This is a genomic window from Xanthomonas translucens pv. cerealis, assembly GCF_006838285.1.
GTDB classification, from domain to species: Bacteria; Pseudomonadota; Gammaproteobacteria; order Xanthomonadales; family Xanthomonadaceae; genus Xanthomonas_A; species Xanthomonas_A cerealis.
On record NZ_CP038228.1, the window covers coordinates 830,305 to 853,923 of the forward strand.

The window sequence follows — 23,619 nt, forward strand, 5'->3', positions numbered from 1 at the left end:
CCCCAATCACCGCCTTCCAGACATGTGCCACAAGCTGGGCGCCGGGGCGCTGGACTTGCCTGGGCTCAGACGCTAGCGTGCAAAACGTTTTTGTCGTTTCAGGGGTAACCATGAACAACGCTGCTGCGCCGCGTCAGCTCACTTTCCGTGCGGTCGTGCTGGCGATCGTGCTGGCCGTCGTGCTGTCGGCCGCCAATGCCTACCTGGGATTGTTCGCCGGCCTGACCATCGCCACTGCGATTCCGGCGGCGGTGGTGTCGATGGGCGTGCTGCGCCTGCTCGGCGGCGGCACCATCCTGGAGAACAACATCGTACAGACCGGCGCCTCGGCCGGTTCGTCGATCGCCGCGGGGGTGATCTTCACCATTCCGGCGCTGGTGATCATGGGCTACTGGCCGGATTTCAAGTACTGGTGGGTGCTCGGCATCGCCGGCATGGGCGGCCTGCTCGGGGTGCTGTTCTCGGTACCGCTGCGGCGCTCGATGATTGTCGAGGATCCGCTGCCGTTCCCCGAAGGCAAGGCCGCGGCCGAAGTACTCAAGGCCGGCGAGAACCCGGGACCGGGACTGAAGATCCTGGCGCTGTCGGCGAGCATCGGCGGACTGGTCAAGCTGGCCGCGGCCAGCGGCTTGAACGTGATTCCCGACACCTGGGCGCAGGCCACCTACCTGGGCAGCAGCAAGCTGGTCGGCTACGTCGGCACCAATCTGTCGCCGGCGCTGCTGGGCGTCGGTTACATCGTCGGGCTCAACGTCGGTATCGTGGTGCTGTCCGGTTCGATCCTGTCCTGGCACATCGCCATTCCGTTGTATCAGCAGTTCTTCATGGGCTCCGATCCGGCGCTGGCGCAGAGCCTGGCCACCGCGCCGGCGGCCGAGGCCGCGTTCGCCATCTGGGCGGCCAAGGTGCGCTATCTGGGCGTGGGCGCGATGCTGATCGGTGGCGTGTGGACGCTGTTCTCGCTGCGCAAGTCGCTGTTCTCCGGGGTCAAGAGCGGCTTCGCCGCCGCGCGCAAGAGCACCGCCGGCACGGTGGTCGCCGAGACCGACCGCGATCTGCCGATGAAGTGGATGCTGGTGGCGCTGCTGTTGTGCACGCTGCCGCTGCTGGGCCTGTACCAGGCGATCGTCGGCCAGTGGCATGTCAGCATCCCGATGACCATCATCATGATCGTCGCCGGTTTCCTGTTCGTGTCGGTGTCCGGCTATCTGGCCGGGCTGATCGGTTCCTCGAACAATCCGGTGTCGGGCATCACCATCTCCACCATCCTGTTCGCCTCGGCAGTGCTGGTGTTGTTGCTCGGGCGCGACTCGCCAATCGGCGCGGTCGCCGCGATCATGATCGGCGCTGTGGTGTGCTGCGCTGCAGCGGTGGGCGGCGACAACTTGCAGGATCTGAAGGCCGGCTACCTGGTCGGCGCCACGCCGTGGAAGCAGCAGCTGATGCTGGCCATCGGCGCGTTCTCCTGCGCGCTGATCATGGCGCCGGTGCTTAACCTGCTGGCGCAGGCCTACGGCATCGGCGCGGCGACGCCGGAGCATCCGAACTCGTTGGCCGCGCCGCAGGCGACGCTGATGGCCTCGGTGGCCAAGGGCCTGTTCGGCGGCGAACTGCCATGGACGATGATCGCGATCGGCGCCGGCGTCGGCGCGGCGATCATCGCCCTGGACGAGTGGCTCAAGCGCGCCGGCAAGCGCTTCCGCGTGCCGGTGCTGGCTGCGGCGATCGGCATCTACCTGCCGCTGGAACTGATGGTGCCGATCTTCCTGGGCGGCCTGATCACCTACCTGGTCGAGCGCGTCCACAGGATCCGCGCCGACGACGAGGAAGGTCGCGACCGCGTGCACCGTCCAGGCACGCTGTTCGCCGCCGGCCTGATCACCGGCGAGGCGCTGATGGGCATCGCCATCGCCGTACCGATCGTGGTCTCCGGCCACGCCGACGTGCTGGCGCTGCCTGCGGCCTTCCATCTGAACCAGTGGTACGGCTTGGCCTTGCTCGCCTTCGTCGGCTGGCTGCTGTACCGCACCGGCAGGAAGGGCGAGCCGACCGCACCGCTGCCGCCGTCGGCTTAGGCGCAGTCCCCCGCCAAGCACTACAAGAAGCCCGGCCCAGCGCCGGGCTTCTTGTTTCCAGCACGATCAAGCGATCAAACGCGCAGCCACACCGCTTTCACGAATCCCGAATCCCAAATCCCGGCCCCTCCATGACTTCATGCCTTTGCACCGCGCCTACCCGCCCACCTACCATCGACGTTTTGCCGTATTCCGGAGACACCCGATGACCTTGCGCTACGCCTTGCTGCCCCTGTGCCTGCTGACCGCGCTGCCTGCGCTGGCGGCGACCCGCGGTTTCGACGTCCGCGACATGGTGGCGCTGGACCGGGTGTCCTCGCCGCTGCTGACGCCCGATGGCGGCACGCTGATCTTCGTCAAGCGGCAGGTAGACAAGGCCGGCGACAAGGCCAGTACCGGGCTGTGGCTGCGCAATCTGCGCACCCGCGATGCGGCGCCGCCGAAGCGGCTGATCGCGGACGGCTGGAACGTCAATGCGCCGGAACTGTCGGCCGACGGCAAGACCGTGTACTTCCTCAGTGCCAAGTCCGGCCGCCAGCAGCTATACGCGCTGCCGCTGGCCGGCGGCGCCCCGCGCCAGCTCACCGATTTCGCGCTGGACGTGGACAGCTACCACGTCGCGCCGCAGGGCGACCGTGTCGCCTTCAGCGCCGGCGTGTTCCAGGACTGCGGCTCGGACCTGGGCTGCACGCAAAAACGCCTGGACGCGAAGAAGAACGCCAAGGCCAGCGGCGTGGTGTTCGACCAATTGTTCGTGCGCCATTGGGACACCTGGAACGATGGCCGCCGCAACAGCCTGTTTGTGGCGCCGCTGCCCGGCGACGCCAAGGCCAAGCCGGTACTCGGCGCCTCGGCGATCAGCGTGACCCTGGCCGGCGACATCCCGTCCAAGCCGTTCGGCGGCAGCGAGGACTACACCTGGGCCCCGGATGGGCAGTCGCTGGTCGCCAGCGTGCGCGTGGCCGGGCGCGCGGAGCCGTGGTCGACCAACTTCGACCTGTACCGGCTGGACGCGGCGGGCAAGGCGGCGCCGGTCAACCTGACCGCGGCCAACCCGGCCTGGGACGCCGGCCCGGTGTTCTCCGCCGACGGCAAGACCCTGTACTACCGCGCGATGAAGCGCCCCGGTTTCGAAGCCGACCGTTTCGGCCTGATGGCGATGGACGTGGCCAGCGGCAAGACCCGCGAGATCGCGCCGCAGTGGGATCGTTCGGCCGGCGAGATCGTGCTCTCGGCCGACGGCGCCACCGTCTACACCACCGCCGACGACATTGGCCAGCATCCGCTGTTCGCGGTGGATGTCGCCAGCGGCAAGGTCGCGACCGTGGTCGCCGACGGCCACGTCGGTGCGCCGACGTTCGCCGGCAGCACCCTGGCTTACACCCTCAATAGCCTCAAGAGCGGCGACCAGGTGTTCGTCGCCGACGCCGACGGCCAGCATCCGCGCGCGCTCACCGCCAGCGCCGGCGAACAGCTGCCGGACGTGGCTTTCGGCGACTACGAACAGTTCCAGTTCAAGGGCTGGAACGACGAGACCGTGCACGGCTACGTGGTCAAGCCGTACAACTACCAGCCGGGCAAGACCTATCCGGTCGCGTTCCTGATCCACGGCGGTCCGCAGGGCAGCTTCGGCAACGGCTGGAGCAACCGCTGGAATCCGCAGACCTATGCCGGCCAGGGCTATGCGGTAGTGATGATCGATTTCCACGGCTCCACCGGCTACGGCCAGGCGTTCACCGATGCGATCAGCCAGCACTGGGGCGAACGTCCGCTGGAAGACCTGCAGAAGGGCTGGGCCGCGGCGCAGAAACAGTACGCGTTCCTCAACGGCGACAAGGCCTGCGCGCTAGGCGCCAGCTACGGCGGCTACATGGTGTACTGGATGGCCGGCAATTGGAACCAGCCGTGGAAGTGCCTGGTCGATCACGACGGCGTGTTCGACAATCGCACCATGGGCTACGCCACCGAGGAACTGTGGTTCAGCGAGTGGGAGAACGGCGGCACGCCGTGGCAGAACCCGGCTGGCTACGAGAAGTTCAACCCGGTGCTGCACGTGGACACGTGGAAGGTGCCGATGCTGGTGATCCACGGCCAGCAGGATTTCCGCATCCCGGTGGAGCAGGGCCTGGCCGCGTTCAGCGCGCTGCAGCGCAAGGGCATCGAATCCAAGTTCCTGTACTTCCCGGACGAGAATCACTGGGTGCTGAAGCCGCAGAACAGCATCCTGTGGCACGACACGGTGAATGGGTGGTTGAAGCAGCATATCGGGCAGTGAGGCCGGGACCAGGGACCAGGGACCTGGAACAGCGCTGACCGTTGCGGATGGCGCGTTTAGCTGACGGACAGGGGCGATATCCGGTTGGGTGCGCGCTGCCCGATGTCCGGCCGCGTTGTTGCGCTGTTCCGGGTCCCCGGTCCCCGGTCGCGAGTCCCGGTTCACCATGATCCACAACGACATCATCATCTTCGGCCTGATCGCCGCCACGCTCGGCGCGGTGTTCTGGACCGCGGCGCGGCCGCGCGGATTCTGGAAGCGCTTCTACGGCGTGGTGCCGGTGCTGTTGCTGTACTACCTGATTCCCCGCATCTACAACACCGTCGGGCTGATCGACGGGTAGCACAACTGCCTGTACGACTCGGTCGCGCGCGACCTGCTGCTGCCGGCGGCGTTGGTGCTGTTGACCCTCACCGTCGACCTGAAAGGCATCCTGCGCCTGGGGCCGACGCTGGTGGCGATGTACCTGGGCGCGTCCTTCAGCATCATGCTCGGCGCGGTGGTCGCGTTCCAGCTGATGAAATGGCTGCATCCGGCCACGGTGGCCGGCGATACCTGGGCCGGCATGGCCGCACTGGCCGGCAGCTGGATCGGCGGCGCCAACATGCTGGCGATGCGCGAAGTGTTCGACGTCGATGCCACCACCTTCGGCCAGTTCGCGGTGGTCGATGTCGGCGCCGGCGACGTGTGGATGGCCTTGCTGATCTTCCTGGCCCCGCGCGCGGCGGCGATCAATGCGCGCAGCGGCGCCGACACCCGTGGCATCGACGACCTGAAACAGCGCATCGCGCAGTTCCAGGCGCAGCACGGACGCGTCGCCAGCCTGACCGACCTGATGTTGATCGTCGGCGTCGCGTTCGGTGCGGTCGGCTTGGCGCATGCCATCGCGGCGCCGACCGCGGCCTGGTTCGCAGCCAACGTCGCCTTGGCCAGGCAGTTCAGTCTCGGCGCGCCGTTCGTATGAGGGGTGGTGCTGTCCGCCACGCTCGGCCTGCTGCTGAGCTTCACCCGCGCACGCACGCTGGAGGGGCCGGCGCCTCGCGCATCGGCTCGCTGTTGTTGTATTTCCCGATCGCCTGCATCGGCATGCAGATGGACCTGCTGGCGCTGTTCGGCCGGCCATGGATCTCCCTGCTCGGGCTGATCTGGCTGTGCGTGCACATCCTGCTGTTGCTGGCGCTGGCCAAGCTGCTGCGGGTGCCGTTCTTCTATCTTCGCGATCGGCTCGCAGAGCAACGTCGGCGGACCGGCCTCGGCGCCGGTGGTGGCCGCCGTGTTCCACCCGGCGCTGGCGCCGGTCGGCGTGCTGCTGGGCACGATGGGCTATGCCACCGGCAGCTATCTGGCTTATCTGGTCGGGATGACCTTGCGCGCGAAGGCAGGAGCGGGGTGAACACGGGCTCAGCGATGTGCCTGGAGAAGAATGTGGGAGCGACTTCAGTCGCGATGGGCGTTATCGGTAAAGCCCGTCGCGACTGAAGTCGCTCCCACAGCAAGCACCCTGGTTTCGGTGAAGTGGAACCGGTATGGACCCGAAGGGCGCAGGCTGGCCGGCCTGCACCATGACAGATGTGCCTACTGCTGCAGCGCCACGCGGCGCTGCTGCTCTTCCTGCTGCGGCGCATTCGCCTGCAAACTCTGCGGCTGCAACTGACCGACGTTGGCCTGCGCCGGTTCGCTGGCCGCTGCCGCGGTCTGCACCTGGCTGCGCAGGTGCGCCGGGTCGTCGGCGCGGCCCTGCACCGCGAACAGGCGGTCGCCGTCGCGGCTGGGCAGCAGCTGGTCGATGCGCTGCAGCCCGTCGTTGCCCGCGCGCACGGCGGCGCTGGCGGCGGTTTTGAGCAACTGCGCATCGTCGTGCAGGCCGAGCCGTCCAGTCGTACCACCTCGTTGTTGAACAGGCGGCTGCCGGTGGGCAGTGCGTGGTCCTGGGTCTGCGCGTGGCTCTGCGATGCCAGGTCCTGCGCCTTGATCACCGAATCGATGCCGTGCAGGTCCAGGCGATGCTTGAGCATCATCCACGGCAGCAGGCACTGGCCGAACGACAGCGGATCCGGGTCCGGTAGCTGGATCAGATGGCCGGCGGCATCGGGCAGCGCACACTTCAGCGGAATGCTGTCTTCCTGCAGATGGGTCAGCAGTTCGTTCTTGACGTGGTAGCCGCGGATCAGGCCGTCGGCGGTATAGGCCTTGGCCGCCGACGCGTCCAGGCCTTCGCGCTCCAGGGTGCGGTCGTTGATCCCGGCGGCGTTGTAGGTGACCGCTGGTACGTCGTTGACCATCGCCGAGGCCGCGGCCAGGCCGCCGCCGAGCGAATGCCCCGAGATCATCAGCTCCTGGCCGAACGCCTGTTTGGCCTGGCTGCCGAGCTGGATCGCCGCGGCGTACTGCGCGTCGCCAAAGCCCACCGGGAGCGCGGAGTCACCCGATCGCGGCGAAGCGTCCGGGTCGGCAGGCGGCATACATGCGCAACTTGGCATAATGCGGGTTTACGCCGAGGCCCTTGCGATGACCGCAACCCCTTTCGACCTGCTGATCAGCGACTGCGACGGCGTACTCGTCGACAGCGAGGTGCTGGCCGACCGGGTCATGTTCGATACGCTGGGCGCCTATGTGCCGCGGGCCGCGCTGGAGGCCTACCTCGCCGGCAGTTTCGGCCAGACCGCGCGCGCGATCGTGGAGCGGGTGCAGCGGCATTTCGCGGTGGCCTTGCCGCCCGGCCTGTTCGAGCAGATCCAGCGGCGTTCGGAGGCGTTGATCGCCGCCGAGGTAGAAGCGATCGACGGCGTGCGCGACGCCTTGCTGGCGCTGCCGCTGCCGTTGGCGGTCGCCTCCAACAGCCAGCGCCACAGCGTGGTGGCGTCGGTGGCGCGCGCCGGCCTGACCGAGCGGGTGAACGGCCACATCTTCAGCGCCGACATGGTGGCGCGGCCGAAGCCGGCGCCGGACGTGTATCTGCTGGCCGCGCACACGCTGGGCGTGGCGCCGCCGCGGTGCCTGGTGATCGAGGACAGCGCCGCCGGCGCCAGTGCCGCGCTGGCCGCGGGCATGACCGTGATCGGTTTCACCGGCGCCGCGCATATCCCGCCGGGGCATGCCGAAACGCTGCGCCACCTCGGCGTGGCCGCGGTGATGGCGCATATGCGGCAGTTGCCGCAGGTCTACGCCGAGCTGGTGCGCGCGGCGGTGTAGCGATCATCCGCGACAAGCGTCACCGGTAACGCGCGTCGCGACTGAAATCGCTCCTACAAAGGCTCTCGTCGGCGCCGAAACTGTGCGCGTCAGCGCTGCCACCCATCCCCGCCCCCGGCCTTTCAACAACAGCGAAACCCGCTCTTGCCGCCATAACGCGCTTCCTGGCGTTCGCGGAAGAAGGTTTTGTAGTCCATCGGCTGCCGGTCGGGGTGTTTCTCCAGCACGTGGCGCACATAGTTGTCGTAGTCGGGAATGCCGCAGCACAGCCGCGCGGTCTGCACCAGGCGCCGCCATAGCCGGCGGTGCGCCTGGTAGTGCCCGACCGGAACCAGTTCGGTCGTCATCACACGTCCGCCATCTGGTGCGGCTGCAGCGCCACGTACCCGGTTTCCCTGTCGCTGCGCTGCGGGTTGCGGCGCGCGGCGAGGATGGTCCTGACCGCGTAGATCAGGATCGAGAACACCACGAACAGGAATAGCGCGGTCAACCCGGTGTTGACGTAGGCGTTGGTGACGATCTGCTGCATCTGCGGCACGGTCTTTGCCGGCGCGGTGAGGGTGCCGCTGGCGATCGCGTCCTGGAACTTGTGCGCCTGCGCCAGGAAACCCTGCGCTGGATTCGGGTCGAAGATCTTGATCAGCCCGGCGTAGGTGGTGCAGATCAGCAACCACAGCGCCGGCACGATGGTCACCCAGGCGTAGCGGTCGCGCTTCATCTTGAACAGCACCACCGTGCCCAGCATCAGCGCGATGCCGGCGAGCATCTGGTTGGAGATGCCGAACAGCGGCCACAGCGTGCGGATGCCGCCGTACGGATCCTTGACCCCGGTGTACAGCAGGTAGCCCCACAGCGCCACGCAGCCGCCGGTGGCGATGATGTTGGCGCTCCACGATTCGGTCCGCTTCAGCGCCGGCACGAAGTTGCCGAGCAGGTCCTGCAGCATGAAGCGCCCGGCGCGGGTGCCGGCATCGACCGCGGTGAGGATGAACAGCGCCTCGAACAGGATCGCGAAGTGGTACCAGAACGCCATCATGTTCTCGCCTGGCAACAGCTGGTGCAGGATCTGCGCGATGCCCACCGCCAGGGTCGGCGCGCCGCCGGCGCGGGCCAGGATGGTGGTCTCGCCGATGTCGCGGGCGGTGGCCTCAAGCACCTCGGGGGTGATCGCGAAGCCCCATTCGCTGACCTTGGCCGCGACCGCGACCACGTCGCTGCCGACCATCGACGCCGGCGCGTTCATCGCGAAATACACGCCCGGCTCGATGATCGAGGCGGCGACCAGCGCCATCACCGCGACGAACGACTCCATCAGCATGCCGCCGTAGCCGATGTAGCGCATATGGCCTTCGTTGGCGAGCAGCTTGGGCGTGGTGCCGGAGGCGATCAGCGCATGGAAGCCGGACACCGCGCCGCAGGCGATGGTGATGAACAGGAACGGGAAGATGCCGCCGGTCCACACCGGGCCCATGCCGTTGTGCGCGTACCGGGTCAGCGCCGGCATCTTCAGGTCGGGCATGACCACCAGGATGCCGATGGCCAGGGCGATGATGGTGCCGATCTTGAGGAAGGTGGACAGGTAGTCGCGCGGCGCCAGCAGCAGCCACACCGGCAGCACCGAGGCGACGAAGCCGTAGCCGATCAGCATCCAGGTGATCTGCACGTCGGTGAAAGTGAAGGCCGGGCCCCAGGTCGGATCGGCGGCGACCTTGCCGCCGAACCAGATCGCGGCCAGCAGCAGGATCAGCCCGACCACCGAGATCTCGCCGATCTTGCCGGGGCGGATGTAGCGCATGTACACGCCCATCATGATCGCGATCGGCATCGTCGCGATCACCGTGAACATGCCCCACGGACTCTCCGCCAGCGCCTTGACCACCACCATCGCCAGCACCGCCAGGATGATGATCATGATCAGGAACGCGCCGAACAGGGCGATGGTGCCGGGGATCTGGCCCATCTCCTCGCGCACCAGGTCGCCGAGCGAGCGGCCGTTGCGGCGGCTGGACAAGAACAGCACCACGAAGTCCTGCACCGCGCCGGCGAACACCACGCCGACCACCAGCCACAGGAGCCCGGGCAGGTAGCCCATCTGCGCGGCGAGCACCGGCCCGACCAGCGGCCCGGCGCCGGCGATGGCGGCGAAGTGGTGGCCGAACAGCACGTGCTTGTTGGTCGGCACGTAATCCAGGCCGTCGTTGTTGAGCACCGCGGGCGTGGCCCGGGTGGGGTCCAGCTGCATCACCTTGGTGGCGATGAACAGGCTGTAGAAGCGATACGCGATCAGGTAGATCGAGACCGCGGCGACCACGATCCACAACGCGTTGATGTGTTCGCCGCGGCGCAGGGCGACGGTGCCCAGGCACAACGCCGCCAGCACTGCGAGCGCGGCCCAGGCCAGTTTGGAAACTCCTTTCATGCAGATCGCTCCCCCACGAGATTCCCGCAAGGGTCGCCCCGATGGCCTGGGGGGTCAATGCCGGGGCAGGTAATGGCCCTAGTCCTTTGGTCGTAGTCTGCGGCGCTGGGCGATGGCATCGGGCGTTGCGACGCTGGGCGAGGGCGCGCGCTGCCGGTGCAGCTCCTGGCCGTGTCCGGCGGCGGCCAGGGGCTGCACCGGCAGGCCGGCGATGCGGGCGCACGGCCGATGCTGGTCGCCGGCCGCCCGCTGCGCGAGCCGGTGGCGCGGCACGCGTTCGTGGTGAACACCCGTGAGGCGCTGGTGCAGGCCTTCGTCGATTTCCGGGAAGGGCGGTTGCAGCGGCTTGGGGTGTCGATCGACACGCCATGAAACCTGTGGAGCTGCTTCAGCCGCGACAACTCCCGAAGCCTGAGGGTGCGCCGCTGCGCTCGTCGCGACTGACGTCGCTCCTACCGGCGCCGCGGAGTTGCGAGGCATCTTGTGGGAGGGACTTCAGTCCCGACTGCATGCCGGTTCGGAACATTCACCACTCCGCTCGTCGCGGCTGAAGACAGTTGCTACTACAAAGGCTGTTGCCTGCCTCAGCGATCCAGCGCCACGCTGGTCGGGCGCATATCCAGGCCCTGCACCAGCGACTGCAGCGATTGCAGTTCCTGCACATCGCCGGCGTCGATCCACACCTGCGCGTAGTGGTGCTTGCTCAGCTCGACCACGGTCACCCGGCGCGAGGCCAGGCCCGGTGCGTTCACGCCGCCCAGATCGGGCCGGTACCAGTGCATGCTCTCGCCGGCGATGCTGCCTTTCTCTTCGCGCAGGTTGCGCGCCAGCGGGATGTTCGGGTCGCGCGAGGTCAGCATCATGCCCAGCACCTGGCGGCCGTCGGCGGCCGTCGCGCGGCACACGATGAAGCCCTTGTCGCTGCGCTCGCTCCACTGCAGATTGGACTGCGGCGGCAGTTGCGGGCAGTTCTGCGCCTGCTGCGCCATGGCCGTGGCCGCCGCCAGCACGGCAGGCAGGAGCGACAGGCCGGTGAGCCAGTGTGCAACCTTCATTCGCGATATCCCAATGCGCGCCGCCGCAATGCGGCGGCAGCGATCTTCAGCGCACGCCGACGCCGGCCGGCACGTCACCCTCAGTCCGTTGCGGGATCCGCGTGCAGTGCATGCCTTTACGCAGTGCGTGTCCCAGTGTGCGGCTGCAGTTACCCGGCCGCTGTTCGAACCATAGCCCAGCTGGCGACACTTGACAATTGGGATGCAGCTTGAACTGCGGCCGATCCGGCGTTAGAACAGCAGGCGTTTGACTGGATGCGGAGCAGGCCACGGCCGCGTCGCCAGCGGCATCGCGCCGGTAGGCGCTATTTGCCCGACTCTGGCAGCGCGATGAAATCCTGGGCGTCGCCGGGGATCAGCCCGAAGCGGCCTTCGCGCCAGTCCCGCTTGGCCTGTTCGTTGCGATCGGTGGAGCTGGACACGAAGTTCCGCCACAGATGGCGCGGCCCGTCCAGCGGCTCGCCGCCCGTCAGCATCGCCTTCAGCGCGGTCTTGGCGCGCAGCCGGCCGCGCGCGGGGATGTCCGCACCGTCCAGTTGCGCCTCGCCTTCCAGCACGTACAGCGAGCGCTGCATGTGGCCCAGTGTCCAGGTCGATCTTCGCGTCCGCGTCCAGGTCCAGCGCCACGTTCAGCGTGTCGGCGAACACCGTGACAGGCGATTCCTCGCCGTAGGCGCGGCCGGCGAGCACCCGCAGCCCACACCCCGGCGCGGCGCTGCTGCGGCAGGCTGGCGGCTGCGTGGTGGTAGAACGCCGGCGCGGTTTCCTCGGCCGACTTCGGCAGCGCCACCCAGGTCTGCATGCCATGCAGCGGATGCCGCTGCGTGCGCAGCGGCGCGGGCATGCGCTCGGCATGGGCGATGTCGTGGACGCGGGGGCGATCAGGGTGGGCATGGCAGCGTTCGCGTAGACAAGGAAACGAAAGTGAAGCGTCGCATGGGCGGCGGATGCTATCGGTCGCGATCGCAATACGGGCTGTCCTGGGCGCGCGCTGGCGCTGACGCGGCCATGTGCCGTGCCGATACGCGCTGGTGCATGCGGACGTTCGACCGCGGCACCTGTAAGGCGATGCCCAATCACAATGCGACTCCGGAAAAATTCCACAGTGCGTTCTTGCATAATATTTTTCGCATTCGAAATGGATGTTTGCGCCCGTGGTGTATGAATATGGTCCTCCGCGCGTGGTCCGAGTCGCCATGCGTGACCGGCGCTTAGTGGCTCTTCATTCCCACCTCCCGCCATTTCACCTGCTTTCCTCGGAGTGGAACAACGATAATGGCAATTTCTTCGAACTTCAGCAGATTGCACAACGTCGCGCTGCGCGCGGCGATCGCGCTAGCGGCTGAGCTTCGCACGCGAGTGCAACCAGGCGCAGCGCTACAGAAAGACGGATTGTCTCGCGACCAAGCATGTCCCGGTCATGCGCGGTCCAGTTGCAAGCGCTATATCGCCAATATGACGATGTATGAGCTAATGGAATGCCCGTCTGCCGAAATCGCATAGCGCGGCATGCTGCACTTTTCGTCTGCAATTTTATGATCTTTTAATGGTGCGATAGGAGAGAGTCTGGAGATAATTGTTCAAGTTGCGCATATCCATATATCTGATGTTGGCTTTTTCTGCATCCTCCTTTAATTCGATTGAGGTGTCATCATGCTGCGTTTTTCCAAATTCGATATTATCCGCAAGGCCGCGCTGCCGATTATCGCTGTGTCTGCAGTGCTCTCCGCCGGATCGGCGGCGGCTGCGGAAACTGCTAAAACTAGGTTTGAGATCGAAAGTCATGTTGGGAAGGCTAAGGCGCTCATGCTTTCCGGTAGCGGGTCGGGTGTCGGCTGCTATGAACTCGGTCATGGCATAGTTACTCCGGACGATCCGCTGATGTTTGGGGTGGTTTATACGGCTATCGCCATGTCTGATCCCCACTGCAGGCCCGGAACCGGAATGGCTGGTTTTCACTTGGATTTCCAGCCCAGCGCATCTGACATCACTATCGTGATCTACAGCAGCGGCATCACCATCATGTGAGGGTAGCGTCGACAGCGCTCACCACATGGTCTAACGGCAGCGAGGCCTGCCTCGCTGCACCGCGCCGCGGCGCGGGGGTACTGCGTTGTGCGACGGCGCGGTCACTGCTCCGCCCCGTGCGAACCCGATCGCAATCAAGCTCTAGGGGCGAGACGATGGCCGAGTAAGGCGCGGCATAGCAACGGTCGGGTATAGCTGGCCTCGTTTGCCGCAACAGTCCGAACACCGCGCCGCAGGCGAGGATAATGAACAGAAACGGGAAGATGCCGCCGGTCCATACAGGCCCCATGCCGTTGTGCGCGGACTGGGTCAGCGCCGGCATCTTCGGGTCAGGCATGACCAGCAGGATGCCGATCGCCAGGGCGATGACGGTGCCGATCTTAAGGAAGGTGGACAGAGTAGTCCCGTGGTGCCAGCAGCAGCCACACCGGCAGCACCGAGGCGACGAAGCCGTAGCCCGATCAGCATTTTGGTCGGCACGTAATCTAGGGGCCGATCGTGATGCGACTCAGGGGGAAATCGCATAGTGTGAAACTGCGCCATTGTTGTCTGCGATTTTGCGCGTTCCGCCCAGATTTTCCGCTAGGGGTATGAATATAATTATTGATGACGCGTCGTGGAGCAGGGTTGCCATTGAATGGCCGGCGCGGCGTATCTTCATCATCTCTGCATTCTTATTTCTCCCCGAGGAACGTCACCATGGCAATGTCTTTGAACTTCCGCAGATTCCACAGCGCCGTGGTCGTAATGGCAGCATTCGCCGCCGGATCGGCCAATGCGCAGCAAACCACCAGGACGGTGCCTATCTTCTATTTCAACTCGGTTCCCCAGGTGCGGGCCGTGCAGGTGACAAGTGAGGACGGCGGCCCGGGCCAAGGTTGTACCCCAGTGCTTGGTCAAAATAAAGAAAACATCGGTCCAACGCTGATGACTGGCCACATCTATACATTTGTCGCGATGTCTACATCCAACTGCGCACCTGGTACTGGCCTGGCCGGTCTGTTCGCAAGGATCGTCGGCTTACCTACGTACCCCAACGGGATAAACATGACAATCACCGCGCGCCGCATCACGGGCGATAAGCGGGGCTGATCCATTTTTCGCGGCGGCGCCTCCGCAGCGCGACCGCGCTGGACGAGATGCACATGACAGCCTTACTTGTCGCGTGACCGACGCAGTGGCGGCGGTCAACGCGGCCGCATCACAGCAGGCGATCGGTGGCCGCCTGTACGCTGACCTCGCCGCGGCGCGAGGCCAGCCGGTCGGCCAGGCGGGTCGGTTCCGGCAGGCGGTAGCCGCGCAGGTAGCGCAGGGTCCACGCCAGCGCGCTGTCCACCGCGACGCGGTGGCCGGGCGAGACGATCAGCGGATTGCAGCGCGGCTTGCTGCGCAGCGCCCAGCCGACGGTGTCGCCACGGTGCACGATGGGGCTACGGTCGCCGGCCTGAGGACCGGGTTCGTCGTAGCGTCCTGCCAATAGCTTCTTGGCCACGCCGATGCTGGGCAGGCCGGTAACCACGCCGAAGTGCGCGGCGATGCCCAGCCTGCGTGGATGGGCGATGCCCTGACCATCGACGAACACCAGGTCCGGACGCTGCCGCAGCATGTTCAGCGCGGCCAGCAACGCGGGCAGTTCGCGAAAGCTCAACAGGCCAGGCACATACGCCATCGAGGTCGGCACGCGGGCGATCTCGGCCTGCTGCGGTTGCAGGGTCTCGGCGTCGATCAGCACCGCCGCGGCGCGGGTGATGCGGCCTTCGTCCTCGAAACCGACGTCGAGCCCGGCCAGCCAGCGCGGCGGCTCCGGCACTTCGTCGTGCAGCCGCACCTGTTTGGCCAGCGTGGCCTGTAGCGCCCGCGCCTGCACGATGCTGCCGTCCCAGTCGCCGAAGACCGTGTTGTGGGGAGCGATGTCCATGCGTGGATGATCACGCCGCGGTCGTGGCTGTGGCGTGCAGGCCGGTGCGGCTGCCGCTGCCGGAGCATGTCGGCTTGGGGTACTGCAGTTGGCGAGCTGGTGCGGGAGCGGCTTCAGCCGCGCCGGGCTTCACCAGCAAGATCCGGTCGCGGCCGAAGCCGCTCCCGCAGGTACAGGGGCATCATCGGGATTGAAGCGCTCCGGCGAACGCTCTGCGCGATGTGCTTGCCTCGGCATCCGCTTACGGCGATGCCGTTACAATCCAGGGCCGCACAACCTACGCATTCCCCCAACGGAGACCGTCGCAGTGACCCGCAAACTCGTACTGTTGCGCCATGGCCAGAGCCAGTGGAACCTGGATAACCGCTTCACCGGCTGGGTGGACGTGGATCTCACCGAGCAAGGCCGCCAGGAAGCCGCCGCCGCGGGGCGCCTGCTGCGCGAGGAGGGGCTGCAGTTCGACGTGGCGCACACCTCGGTGCTCAAGCGCTCCATCCACACCCTGCAGGGTGCGCTGAAAGAACTGGATCAGGATTGGCTGCCGGTGCACAAGAGCTGGCGCCTCAACGAGCGCCACTACGGCGGCCTGCAGGGGCTGGACAAGGCCGAGACCGCGGCCAAGCACGGCGAGGAGCAGGTCAAGATCTGGCGCCGTTCCTACGACATCCCGCCGCCGCCGATGGATGCCGACGATCCGGGCCATCCGCTGCACGACCGCCGCTACGCCACGCTCGACCGCAACGCCTTGCCGGCCACCGAGTCGCTGGCGACCACGCTGGAGCGCGTGCTGCCGTATTGGCACGATGCGATCGCGCCGCAGCTGAAGGCCGCGCAGACCGTGCTTGTCACCGCGCACGGCAACTCGTTGCGCGCGCTGTACAAGTATTTGAACGGCGTCTCGCGCGAGGACATCCTGGAACTCAATATCCCCACCGGCATCCCGCTGCTGTTCGAACTGGACGATGAATTGAAGGTGCAGTCCTATCGTTATCTGGGCGATCCGGAAGCGGCGAAGAAGGCGGCCGAAGCGGTGGCCAATCAGGGCAAGGCGAAGTAAGACCCGCGCGGTACGCGCCGCATCTAGGAGGATGCGGTGTTCGATTCAGCATTCGGCACGTTGTGAGCGTGTCGGTCGTGCTGGCGCTGCCGTCGCTGGTGTTCGCGGCGGTGTGGCTGGCGATGCGCGCCGAGCGGCGTGCGCAAGCATCGCGCCTGGCCGCTGTGCCGCCGCGGCTACCGCCTGCGGCATCGTTGGATTGGAGATGCGGCTGCGCGCTATCGAGGCGTTGCGCGCGCAAGTCCTGATCAATCCGGAAGAGTACGCACGCTGGCGCCAGCCGATCCTCGCCGAGGTGTAAGCGCGCGGCGCGCGGCTTCAGTCGTCGCCGCTGGCGTCCACCCACACCCGCATCTCGCCTTCGCCGCGGTTGGCCCAGGCGAAGTAGGGCACGAAGGTCAGGGTCTGCGCCTGCCGCGACGGCGGCGGCGCGTCGTAACGGTACAGCGGCATGGCGTCGGCCTGCGCATCGTCGTGGCCGTGCAGGCGTTCGCCTTCGGCCCGCAGCAGCACCTGGCCGGCCAGCGTGCCGCTGCCGGGTTCGGTGCGGATCGCCGCGTCGGCGGGCAGGCGCAGTTGGTGCAGTTGCGTGCCGTTGTCGGCCTGCTCCAGGCAGTACACCAGCGGCCCGCGCTGCAGCGCGACCTTGCCGGCCAGATGGCGCACGTGCGGATGGCCGCTGACTCGCATCACCGGCATCGGCAAGTGCAACTGCAGCGTATCGCCGCGCTGCCAGCGACGGCGCAGCACGCAGTAGCCGTGCTGCAGGTGCGCCGCGATCGCTACCGTTTCGCCGTTGAGTCGCAGTTGCGGTGCGCGGCACCAGTCTGGCAGGCGCAGCGCCAGCGCGGCTTCGACCGGCGTTTCGCACTCCAAGGTCAGCTCGATCCGATCCTGCCACGGATAGTCGCCGCGCTGTTGCAGGTGCAGCGTCTTCCCGTTCACGTCGAACGCCACGTCGTTGCCGACCTACAGGTCCACGTAGAGCACGCCGGCCTCGGCCGCTTCTCCGACGCGCTACGCTTCTACTGGGTGCATTTCGAACTGGCGCCGGCCGCCGCCGCTGCCGAGGACCAGGCGACGCTGCTGTCGATGCCGTAACGCACCGCGCGCAACTCTTCCTGGCCGCTTGCCGTGCTGGTAGAGTCGTGATCGTCGTGATCTCCTTTCCACGTGCCTGCCATCATGTGCTTCGCATGCACCAGCTCATGGGCCAGCAAGCTGACTTTGTCGTTGTTGCTTGCAGTCGGGCCGGTTGGATATCCGTCTCTGTCCAGTCCCATGCTCGTCTGATGGGCGCTCCATAACAAGACAACGCTCGATCCCTCATTGGGTCGGTTGTCCTTCTCCAGTGCATATTGGTCGCCGGCGACTTTTGTGATTTCGTTATAGCTCTTCAGGCGGGGATGTCGCTGCAATTGATGGCCTGACAGCACCGGCTCGGCCCTGGGGCCACGCCTAGAGGGAGTCTTCTCACTGATGGTGAGCATATGGCTGCGTCGATTGCTCAGTGCCGTCAGTTCATCGAGCAACTGATTGCCGCTGGGTTGCGAGCCGAGATTGTCCAGATGAACAGTCACTTCCGCATTGAAGCGCTGTTGCTCCCGTTCGGTGTCGTGAAGTGGCTGAGAGTAAATTCCCGGATACTTCGTTTGGATGGGCATGGGGATATCGGTGGCAAGCTGCTGGAGATGGGGTGGGCACCGCTCGCGTCGATTGCCGCTGAAGTGCCGCCCGTCCTGCGCGTGCCGGTTCGGTATCGCACGTAAGTTTTGTTTTAAAAAGCGAACGCCGCCCGCCGCCGCCCAGCGCGGCGTAGGCAGGCGCCCCGCGTGGCGTGGAGCGCCGGCTAGCCGAGCTGCTGCACGATCTCGCGCGCCATCGATCCCAGCGGCAGGATCTTCTCCGCGCCGCCGCGTTTGATCGCTTCCTTGGGCATGCCGAACACGATGCTGCTCTGCTCGTCCTGGGCCACGGTACGCGCGCCGGCCTGGCGCATCTCCAGCAGGCCGACCGCGCCGTCGTCGCCCATGCCGGTCATGATGATGCCCAGCGCATTGGCGCCGGCGGCGCGCGCGGCGGAGCGGAACAGCACGTCCACCGACGGCCGGTGCCGGTTCACTGGCGGCCCGTCCACCACTTCGACGAAATACTGCGCGCCGCTGCGGCGCAGCAGCATGTGCTTGCCGCCGGGCGCGATCAGCGCGCGGCCCGGGACCACGCGGTCGTTGTTGGCCGCTTCCTTCACCGCGATCTGGCACAGGCTGTCCAGCCGTGCGGCGAACGCGGCGGTGAACTTCTCCGGCATGTGCTGGACGATGACGATGCCGGGGCTGACCCGCGGCAGCGCGGTCAGCACTTCCTCCAGCGCCTGGGTGCCGCCGGTGGAGGTGCCGATCGCGATCACCCGTTCGGTGGTCTGCGCCAACGGGCGCCCCCCCTGCGCCGGCAGGATCACGTCGGCGGTGTACCTGACCTCCGCTTCCACCGGCGCCGCGGCGCTGCGCATCGCCAGGCGCTTGACGTTGGCGCGCGCGGCGGTGCGCACCGTGGCGACGAGTTCGTCGGCCGAGTCGGTGAGGAATTGCTTCAGGCCGAGCTTGGGCTTGGTCACCACCGCCACCGCGCCGGCGGCCAGCGCGTCCATGGTCACCCGCGCGCCCTTCTCGGTGAGGGTGGAGCAGATCACCACCGGGGTGGGGCGCTCGCTCATGATCTTGCGCAGGAAGGTGATGCCGTCCATCTTCGGCATTTCCACGTCCAGCACGATCACGTCCGGCCATTGCTGGCGCATCTTTTCCATCGCCAGCAGCGGATCGGCGGCCGCGGCGATCACTTCGATGCCGGGCGCTTCGTTGAGCACCGCCACAAGCACCTGGCGCACTACCGCCGAATCGTCGACCACCATGGCCTTGATCGTCGTCGTCATCGGTGGTTCCTTTGAAAAGCGGCAGCGCTGCTCATGGCTTGCGGTACACCGACGGCGCCACCTGCACGACCTCGTTGTTGACGTCGTTGAGGCTTTCCGAGTGGCCGATGCAGAAGATGCCGCCGCGCTTGAGCACGGAGAGCACCCGTGCCACCACTTCGCGCTTGGTCTGGCCGTTGAAGTAGATCATCACGTTGCGCAGAAAGATCACGTCGAACTGGCCGAGGTTGGGCAGCGACGCATTGAGGTTGGCGTGCAGGAAGCGCACGTTGTCGCGCAATTTGCGGTCAATCAGCAGGCTGCCCTCGTATTCGCCGCGACCTTTCAGGCAGTAGCGCTTGAGCAGCGCCGGCGGCATGTGCTCGATGCGCTGCAGCGGATAGTGGCCGGTGCGCGCCTTGGCCAGCACGCGGGTGCTGATGTCGGTGCCGACCACTTCGTAGGCGCGGCCCTGCAACGCGTCGTCCAGCACCATCGCCATGCTGTAGGCTTCCTCGCCGGTGGAACTGGCCGCGCTCCAGATGCGGAACGGTGCGTTGCCCTTGTGCTCGCCGGCAAGCTTGCGCAGCAGTTCGAAGTGCTTGGGCTCGCGGAAGAAATAGGTTTCGTTGGTGGTCAACAGGTCGATCGCGGTCTGCACTTCGCTGCTGCCTTCGCGGCTTTCCAGCAGCTTCATGTACTGGGTATAGGTCTGCAGCGAGTGCGCCTTCAGGCGCTTGCCCAGGCGCCCGCACAGCATCGCCTTCTTGGCCGGGGAAATGGTGATGCCGGCGGCGTCGAAGATGAAGCGCTGGAACTTGCCGAATTCCTGCTCGGTGATGGTGTCGGTGCTGGTCATGATGGTCTGCGAGTTAGTGGTGCGGCGCTTGCGTCGAAGCGGGTCCGTGTTCCTGAAGCCGTGTCTGGTGCTCGAGCAGCCAGGTGGTCAGCGCGCCTCCGCCCATCGGCCGCGCCAGCAGATAGCCCTGGCCCAGGTCGCAGCCGAGTTCCTGCAGCAGTTGCCAGTCCTCGACTGTCTCGATGCCTTCGGCGACGGTGCTCAGGCCCAGCCGCTGGGCCATGCCCAGTGCTGATTCCAGCACGGTGCGCAGATTGCGGCTGCGGTGCGCGTCGTGGACGAAGATGCGGTCGATCTTCAGTTCGGTGAAAGGGATGCGGGTCAGCTGTTGCAGCGAGGAAAAGCCGGTGCCGTAGTCGTCCAGCGACAGGCCGAAACCCTGCAGCCGCAACCGCGCCAGCATGCCCAGCGCGCTGGCCTCGACCAGCGAGCTTTCGGTGATCTCCAGGATCACGTCGGCCGGCACCAGCCCGTGGCGGCGCAGCTGGTTGTGCAGTTCGTCGAGCAGTCCCGGTTCCTGTAGCAGGCGTGGCGACAGGTTGATCGCCAGGGTCAGGCGCAAGCCGGATTGCTTCCAGGTGGCCAGCCGTGCCATCGCCTGGTTGGCCACGCTGGCGGTCAGCGCGTGGATCAGGCCTTCGCGTTCGGCCAGGGCGATGAAGCGGTCCGGCGCGATCTGCCCGTTCTGCGGATGCCGCCAGCGCGCCAGGGCTTCTACGCCGCTGACCTCGCCGCTGCGCATGTCCACCTTTGGCTGGTACGCCACTTCGATATCGCCGCGGCGCAGCGCTTCGTGCAGCATCGCCGCGTCGGTCACCCCGCCCAGGCTGGCGTCGTGGCGCACGGCCGGCGCGGGCTGCGGGTGCGCCTGCAATGCCGCGCCGAGTTCGGCTGCGCGCAGCGGCTTCTCCAGGCCGGCCAGCACCTGCAGGCCGCTGGCACGGCCGACCTGCAGCACCGATTCGATCAGCGCCGCGCCGCGTTGCGAGGCGACCACGATCGGCACCTGCACGTTGCAGCGGGCCAGCGCGTCGAGCAACTGTACGCCGTCCATGCCGGGCATTTCCAGGTCCACGATCAGCAGCCCCGGCGCCGGTCCCTGGATCACCCGCGCCAGCGCCGCATGGCCGTCGGCCACGCCTTCCACCGCCACCGCGCCCAGCCGCAGGCACAGGGCGAGCGCATGTTCGCGCTGGACCTGGCTGTCGTCCACGATCAGCACCGTGCCGAACTGGCTGAGCGTGGCGATTTCTTGGGCGAGCGGCATGTGGATTCCGTCGTTGGACAAGGGCGGGATGCGGCGCGGTGCGCCACGCGGGGAACTCAGGCGGCGATGCCTTCCTCGACCCCGGACGGGATGCCGGCCATGGCGACGAACTCCTGGGTGGATAGCGCTGCGTCGGCATCGAGCAGGATCACGAAGCGCTCGCCGACCTTGCCCATGCCGTGGATGAAGTCGCGGCGGATGCCGGCGCCGAACGCGGGGGCCGGGGCGATGTCGTCGGCGGCGATCTCCAGCACTTCGCTGACCGCGTCCACCAGCAATCCCAGCACCTGGCGCTCGTTGCCGTTGGCGACTTCGACGATGACGATGCAGGTGCGCTTGGTGACCTCGCTGGCAGCGCGGCCGAAGCGTTGCTGCAGGTCCACCACCGGCACCACCGCGCCGCGCAGGTTGATCACCCCGCGCAGTGCCGGCGGCATCATCGGTACGTCGGTCGGGGTACGGTATTCGATGATTTCCTTGATGCCGAGGATGCCGACGCCGAACATCTCCTTGCCGAGCAGGAAGGTCAGGAACTGGTTCGGAGCGAGATCGGTGGCGCCGAACGGCACGGGCGCTGCGGAAGTGGTCATGGCCTGTCCTCAGAAAGTTTCGAAATGGGCTTCGTCCGGCGTGTCGCCGGTCAGCGCGAGCTGGCCATCGGCGAAATGCACGAACGGCTTGCGCGCCGGGCCACGCGCGGACTGCGCGGGCTTGCGCGGCGCCGGGGCGGCGGCAGGCGTGGCGCGGCGCGGCGCCCGCGCTGCGCTGCCGCCGAGCTTGAAGAAGCTCATCAACTGCTGCAGCTGCTCGGCCTGGCTGCTCATTTCCTCGGCGGTGGCGGCCAGTTCCTCGGAATTGGACGCGGCCTGCTGGGTGGTCTGGTTGAGCTGGCCGATCGCGGTGTTGATCTGGTTGACGCCGGAGGCCTGTTCTTCCGAGGCCGCGGTGATTTCCTGCACCAGGTCGGAGGTGCGCTTGATCGACGGCACCATCTGGTCGAGCAGCTTGCCGGCGTTCTCGGCCAGCTCGACGCTGGAACCGGCGACATCGCCGATCTCCTGCGCAGCCACCTGGGCGCGCTCGGCCAGTTTGCGCACTTCCGCGGCGACCACGGCGAAGCCCTTGCCGTGCTCGCCGGCGCGCGCCGCCTCGATCGCCGCGTTCAGCGCCAGCAGGTTGGTCTGGTAAGCGATGTCGTCGATGATGCCGATCTTCTGCGCGATCTGCTTCATCGCCACGACCGTGGCGCGCACCGACTCGCCGCCATCCATGGCCTGGCTGGAGGCCTTGCTGGCCATGCCGTCGGTGACCTTGGCGTTTTCGGTGTTCTGCCCGATCGAGGCGGTCATCTGCTCGATCGCGGCGCTGGTCTCTTCCACGCCCGCAGCCTGCTCGCTGGCGGCCTGGCTCAGCGATTGCGCGGTGGCGCTGACTTGCTCGGAGGCGCTGGCCAGCGATTCGGCGTTGCCGTTGACCTCGTTGACCACCTGCGACAGGCGCGCAATGGTGTCGTTGACGTAGTTCTTCATCTCCGCGTAGGCGCCGTCGTAGTGCTTGTCGATGCTCCGGGTCAGGTCGCCCTCGGCCATCGCGCCCATCACCCGCACCACGTCCTGGATGCTGTCGCCGCTGGTCTGCACCAGATCGTTCAGGCCCTGGCCCATCTCGCGCTGGAAGCCGGCCAGCCCGTCCAGGGCGACCTGCTCGGAGAAGTCGCCGCGATTGGCGGCCTGGACCACGCGGCGCTGGCCGTCGATGACCAGTTTCAGCCGCTCGACCATGCTGCGCATCGCGTACAGCGCGCTGACGCTGTCGTTGGCGCGGATCTTCACCTCCAGCGCCAGGTCGCCCTGCGCCACCTTGTTGGCGATCTCGGCCACGTAGGCCGGCTCTCCGCCGAGCAGGCGCATCAGCCCGCGCACAATGAACACCGAAATGCCGGCGCCGAGCAGCACGCACGCCGCGAGCACGCCGATGATCCAGCTGCGCGCGCTGGCGTACTGCGCATCGGCCTGCGCGCTGGCGGTTTCGCCGCCCTTGACGTTGATCTCGACGAGCTTGTCCAGGATCGCCGAGGAATCGTCGAACAGGGTCTGCTGCTGGCCGTTGAGCAGGGCCATCGCCTCGCGGGTCTTGAGGTCGCGCGACAGCTGCAGCACCTGCTTGTGCAGCGCCAGGTACTGGTCGAACTTGTGCGCGAAGTCGTCGTAGTCGGCTTTTTCCTCGGGCGAGGAGATCAGCTTGACGTAGCGGTCGCGGTTGCTCGCGTAGTCGGCCAGGAGGTGTTCCATCACCTGATCGAGCCTGGCCCTTTCTTCCTGGCGCTCGCTGACCACGTGCTGCAGCTCGGCCACGCGCAGGTCGGAGGTGTTGGTGTTCATCTGCTGCACGTAGCGGATGCTGGGCATCCAGTTCTCGGCCATGTCGGTCGAGGCCTGGTCGATCTGGGCCAGCTTGTCGGTGGCGAACACGCCCATGCCGAGCATCAACAGCAGCACCGAGGCGAAGCCCAGGCCGATTCTTGTACCGATTTTCATGTTGGCGAACACGGAGGTGATCTCTTGAG

17 protein-coding genes and 5 pseudogenes are annotated in these 23,619 nt (G+C 66.7%); 8 read left to right on the forward strand and 14 right to left on the reverse strand.

Annotated elements, in window-relative coordinates:
• Nucleotides 1-110 precede the first annotated feature (110 nt).
• The 3 genes and pseudogenes from E4A48_RS03640 to E4A48_RS03650 all read left to right on the forward strand — a co-directional run bounded on the left by E4A48_RS03640 (nt 111) and on the right by E4A48_RS03650 (nt 5,743).
• The gene (locus tag E4A48_RS03640; RefSeq protein ID WP_039005426.1) at nt 111-2,075 is read left to right on the forward strand and encodes an OPT family oligopeptide transporter; all 1,965 of its coding nucleotides are present in this window, start codon (nt 111-113) and stop codon (nt 2,073-2,075) included.
• A 205-nt stretch (nt 2,076-2,280) separates the two neighbouring features.
• Nucleotides 2,281-4,350 (forward strand): alpha/beta hydrolase family protein, encoded by a 2,070-nt coding sequence (locus E4A48_RS03645; RefSeq protein WP_142741907.1) that lies wholly within the window; start codon nt 2,281-2,283, stop codon nt 4,348-4,350.
• Nucleotides 4,351-4,516: 166 nt separating this feature from the next.
• A pseudogene (locus E4A48_RS03650) lies at nt 4,517-5,743 on the forward strand (DUF819 family protein).
• A 182-nt stretch (nt 5,744-5,925) separates the two neighbouring features.
• On the opposite strand, the pseudogene E4A48_RS03655 reads toward E4A48_RS03650, so the two are convergent.
• A pseudogene (locus E4A48_RS03655) lies at nt 5,926-6,758 on the reverse strand (XVIPCD domain-containing protein); the annotation flags it as partial.
• Nucleotides 6,759-6,858: 100 nt separating this feature from the next.
• On the opposite strand from E4A48_RS03655, the gene E4A48_RS03660 reads away from it, so the two are divergent.
• Entirely contained in the window at nt 6,859-7,542 is a 684-nt protein-coding gene (locus tag E4A48_RS03660; protein WP_142741908.1) for an HAD-IA family hydrolase, read from the forward strand.
• A 122-nt stretch (nt 7,543-7,664) separates the two neighbouring features.
• Here the strand turns inward: E4A48_RS03660 and E4A48_RS03665 are convergent, their stop codons facing one another.
• Nucleotides 7,665-7,889, reverse strand: a complete 225-nt coding sequence (locus tag E4A48_RS03665; protein ID WP_039005423.1) for a YbdD/YjiX family protein — start codon at nt 7,887-7,889, stop codon at nt 7,665-7,667.
• Nucleotides 7,889-9,961 carry a carbon starvation CstA family protein gene (locus E4A48_RS03670; RefSeq protein WP_039005422.1) on the reverse strand — a complete coding sequence of 691 codons (2,073 nt, stop codon included), beginning with the start codon at nt 9,959-9,961 and terminating at the stop codon, nt 7,889-7,891. Before E4A48_RS03670 ends, E4A48_RS03665 begins: the two co-directional genes overlap by 1 nt.
• Nucleotides 9,962-10,078: 117 nt before the next feature.
• Between E4A48_RS03670 and E4A48_RS03675 the strand changes: the two are divergent.
• Nucleotides 10,079-10,333, forward strand: a pseudogene (locus E4A48_RS03675) (pirin-like C-terminal cupin domain-containing protein); the annotation flags it as partial.
• A gap of 212 nt (nt 10,334-10,545) precedes the next feature.
• On the opposite strand, the gene E4A48_RS03680 reads toward E4A48_RS03675, so the two are convergent.
• Nucleotides 10,546-11,016, reverse strand: coding sequence for a hypothetical protein (locus E4A48_RS03680; protein ID WP_039005420.1), 471 nt, complete (start codon nt 11,014-11,016; stop codon nt 10,546-10,548).
• A gap of 305 nt (nt 11,017-11,321) precedes the next feature.
• Nucleotides 11,322-11,878, reverse strand: a pseudogene (locus tag E4A48_RS03685) (pirin family protein); the annotation flags it as partial.
• A 791-nt stretch (nt 11,879-12,669) separates the two neighbouring features.
• Here E4A48_RS03685 and E4A48_RS03690 point away from each other — a divergent pair.
• A complete protein-coding gene (locus tag E4A48_RS03690; protein ID WP_142741909.1) occupies nt 12,670-13,044 on the forward strand; it encodes a hypothetical protein in 375 nt (124 codons plus the stop codon).
• 217 nt (nt 13,045-13,261) lie between these two features.
• Here E4A48_RS03690 and E4A48_RS03695 read toward each other — a convergent pair.
• Nucleotides 13,262-13,502, reverse strand: a pseudogene (locus tag E4A48_RS03695) (carbon starvation CstA family protein); the annotation flags it as partial.
• Nucleotides 13,503-13,743: 241 nt separating this feature from the next.
• On the opposite strand from E4A48_RS03695, the gene E4A48_RS03700 reads away from it, so the two are divergent.
• A complete protein-coding gene (locus E4A48_RS03700; RefSeq protein WP_039005417.1) occupies nt 13,744-14,136 on the forward strand; it encodes a hypothetical protein in 393 nt (130 codons plus the stop codon).
• Between the two features lie 109 nt (nt 14,137-14,245).
• On the opposite strand, the gene nfi is transcribed toward E4A48_RS03700, so the two are convergent.
• Complete coding sequence (gene nfi, locus E4A48_RS03705) at nt 14,246-14,962, reverse strand: deoxyribonuclease V (protein WP_058196456.1); 717 nt, start codon at nt 14,960-14,962, stop codon at nt 14,246-14,248.
• Nucleotides 14,963-15,269: 307 nt separating this feature from the next.
• Between nfi and gpmA the strand changes: the two genes are divergently transcribed.
• A complete protein-coding gene (gpmA, locus tag E4A48_RS03710) occupies nt 15,270-16,019 on the forward strand; it encodes a 2,3-diphosphoglycerate-dependent phosphoglycerate mutase (protein ID WP_142741910.1) in 750 nt (249 codons plus the stop codon).
• A gap of 318 nt (nt 16,020-16,337) precedes the next feature.
• Here the strand turns inward: gpmA and E4A48_RS03720 are convergent, their stop codons facing one another.
• The 7 genes from E4A48_RS03720 to E4A48_RS03750 all read right to left on the reverse strand — a co-directional run bounded on the left by E4A48_RS03720 (nt 16,338) and on the right by E4A48_RS03750 (nt 23,602).
• Complete coding sequence (locus tag E4A48_RS03720; protein WP_345776674.1) at nt 16,338-16,964, reverse strand: glycoside hydrolase family 127 protein; 627 nt, start codon at nt 16,962-16,964, stop codon at nt 16,338-16,340.
• Nucleotides 16,965-17,044: 80 nt separating this feature from the next.
• Entirely contained in the window at nt 17,045-17,683 is a 639-nt protein-coding gene (xopG, locus tag E4A48_RS03725) for a XopG/HopH/AvrPtoH family type III secretion system effector (RefSeq protein ID WP_080763346.1), read from the reverse strand.
• A gap of 185 nt (nt 17,684-17,868) precedes the next feature.
• Nucleotides 17,869-18,948 carry a protein-glutamate methylesterase/protein-glutamine glutaminase gene (locus E4A48_RS03730; protein WP_142741911.1) on the reverse strand — a complete coding sequence of 360 codons (1,080 nt, stop codon included), beginning with the start codon at nt 18,946-18,948 and terminating at the stop codon, nt 17,869-17,871.
• A gap of 31 nt (nt 18,949-18,979) precedes the next feature.
• Nucleotides 18,980-19,786: a CheR family methyltransferase gene (locus E4A48_RS03735; protein ID WP_039005412.1), complete on the reverse strand. Its 807-nt coding sequence runs from the start codon at nt 19,784-19,786 to the stop codon at nt 18,980-18,982.
• 13 nt (nt 19,787-19,799) lie between these two features.
• The gene (locus E4A48_RS03740; RefSeq protein ID WP_142741912.1) at nt 19,800-21,053 is read right to left on the reverse strand and encodes an EAL domain-containing response regulator; all 1,254 of its coding nucleotides are present in this window, start codon (nt 21,051-21,053) and stop codon (nt 19,800-19,802) included.
• A gap of 56 nt (nt 21,054-21,109) precedes the next feature.
• Nucleotides 21,110-21,643: a chemotaxis protein CheW gene (locus E4A48_RS03745; RefSeq protein ID WP_009592275.1), complete on the reverse strand. Its 534-nt coding sequence runs from the start codon at nt 21,641-21,643 to the stop codon at nt 21,110-21,112.
• A gap of 9 nt (nt 21,644-21,652) precedes the next feature.
• The gene (locus E4A48_RS03750; protein WP_142741913.1) at nt 21,653-23,602 is read right to left on the reverse strand and encodes a methyl-accepting chemotaxis protein; all 1,950 of its coding nucleotides are present in this window, start codon (nt 23,600-23,602) and stop codon (nt 21,653-21,655) included.
• Nucleotides 23,603-23,619: the final 17 nt, after the last annotated feature.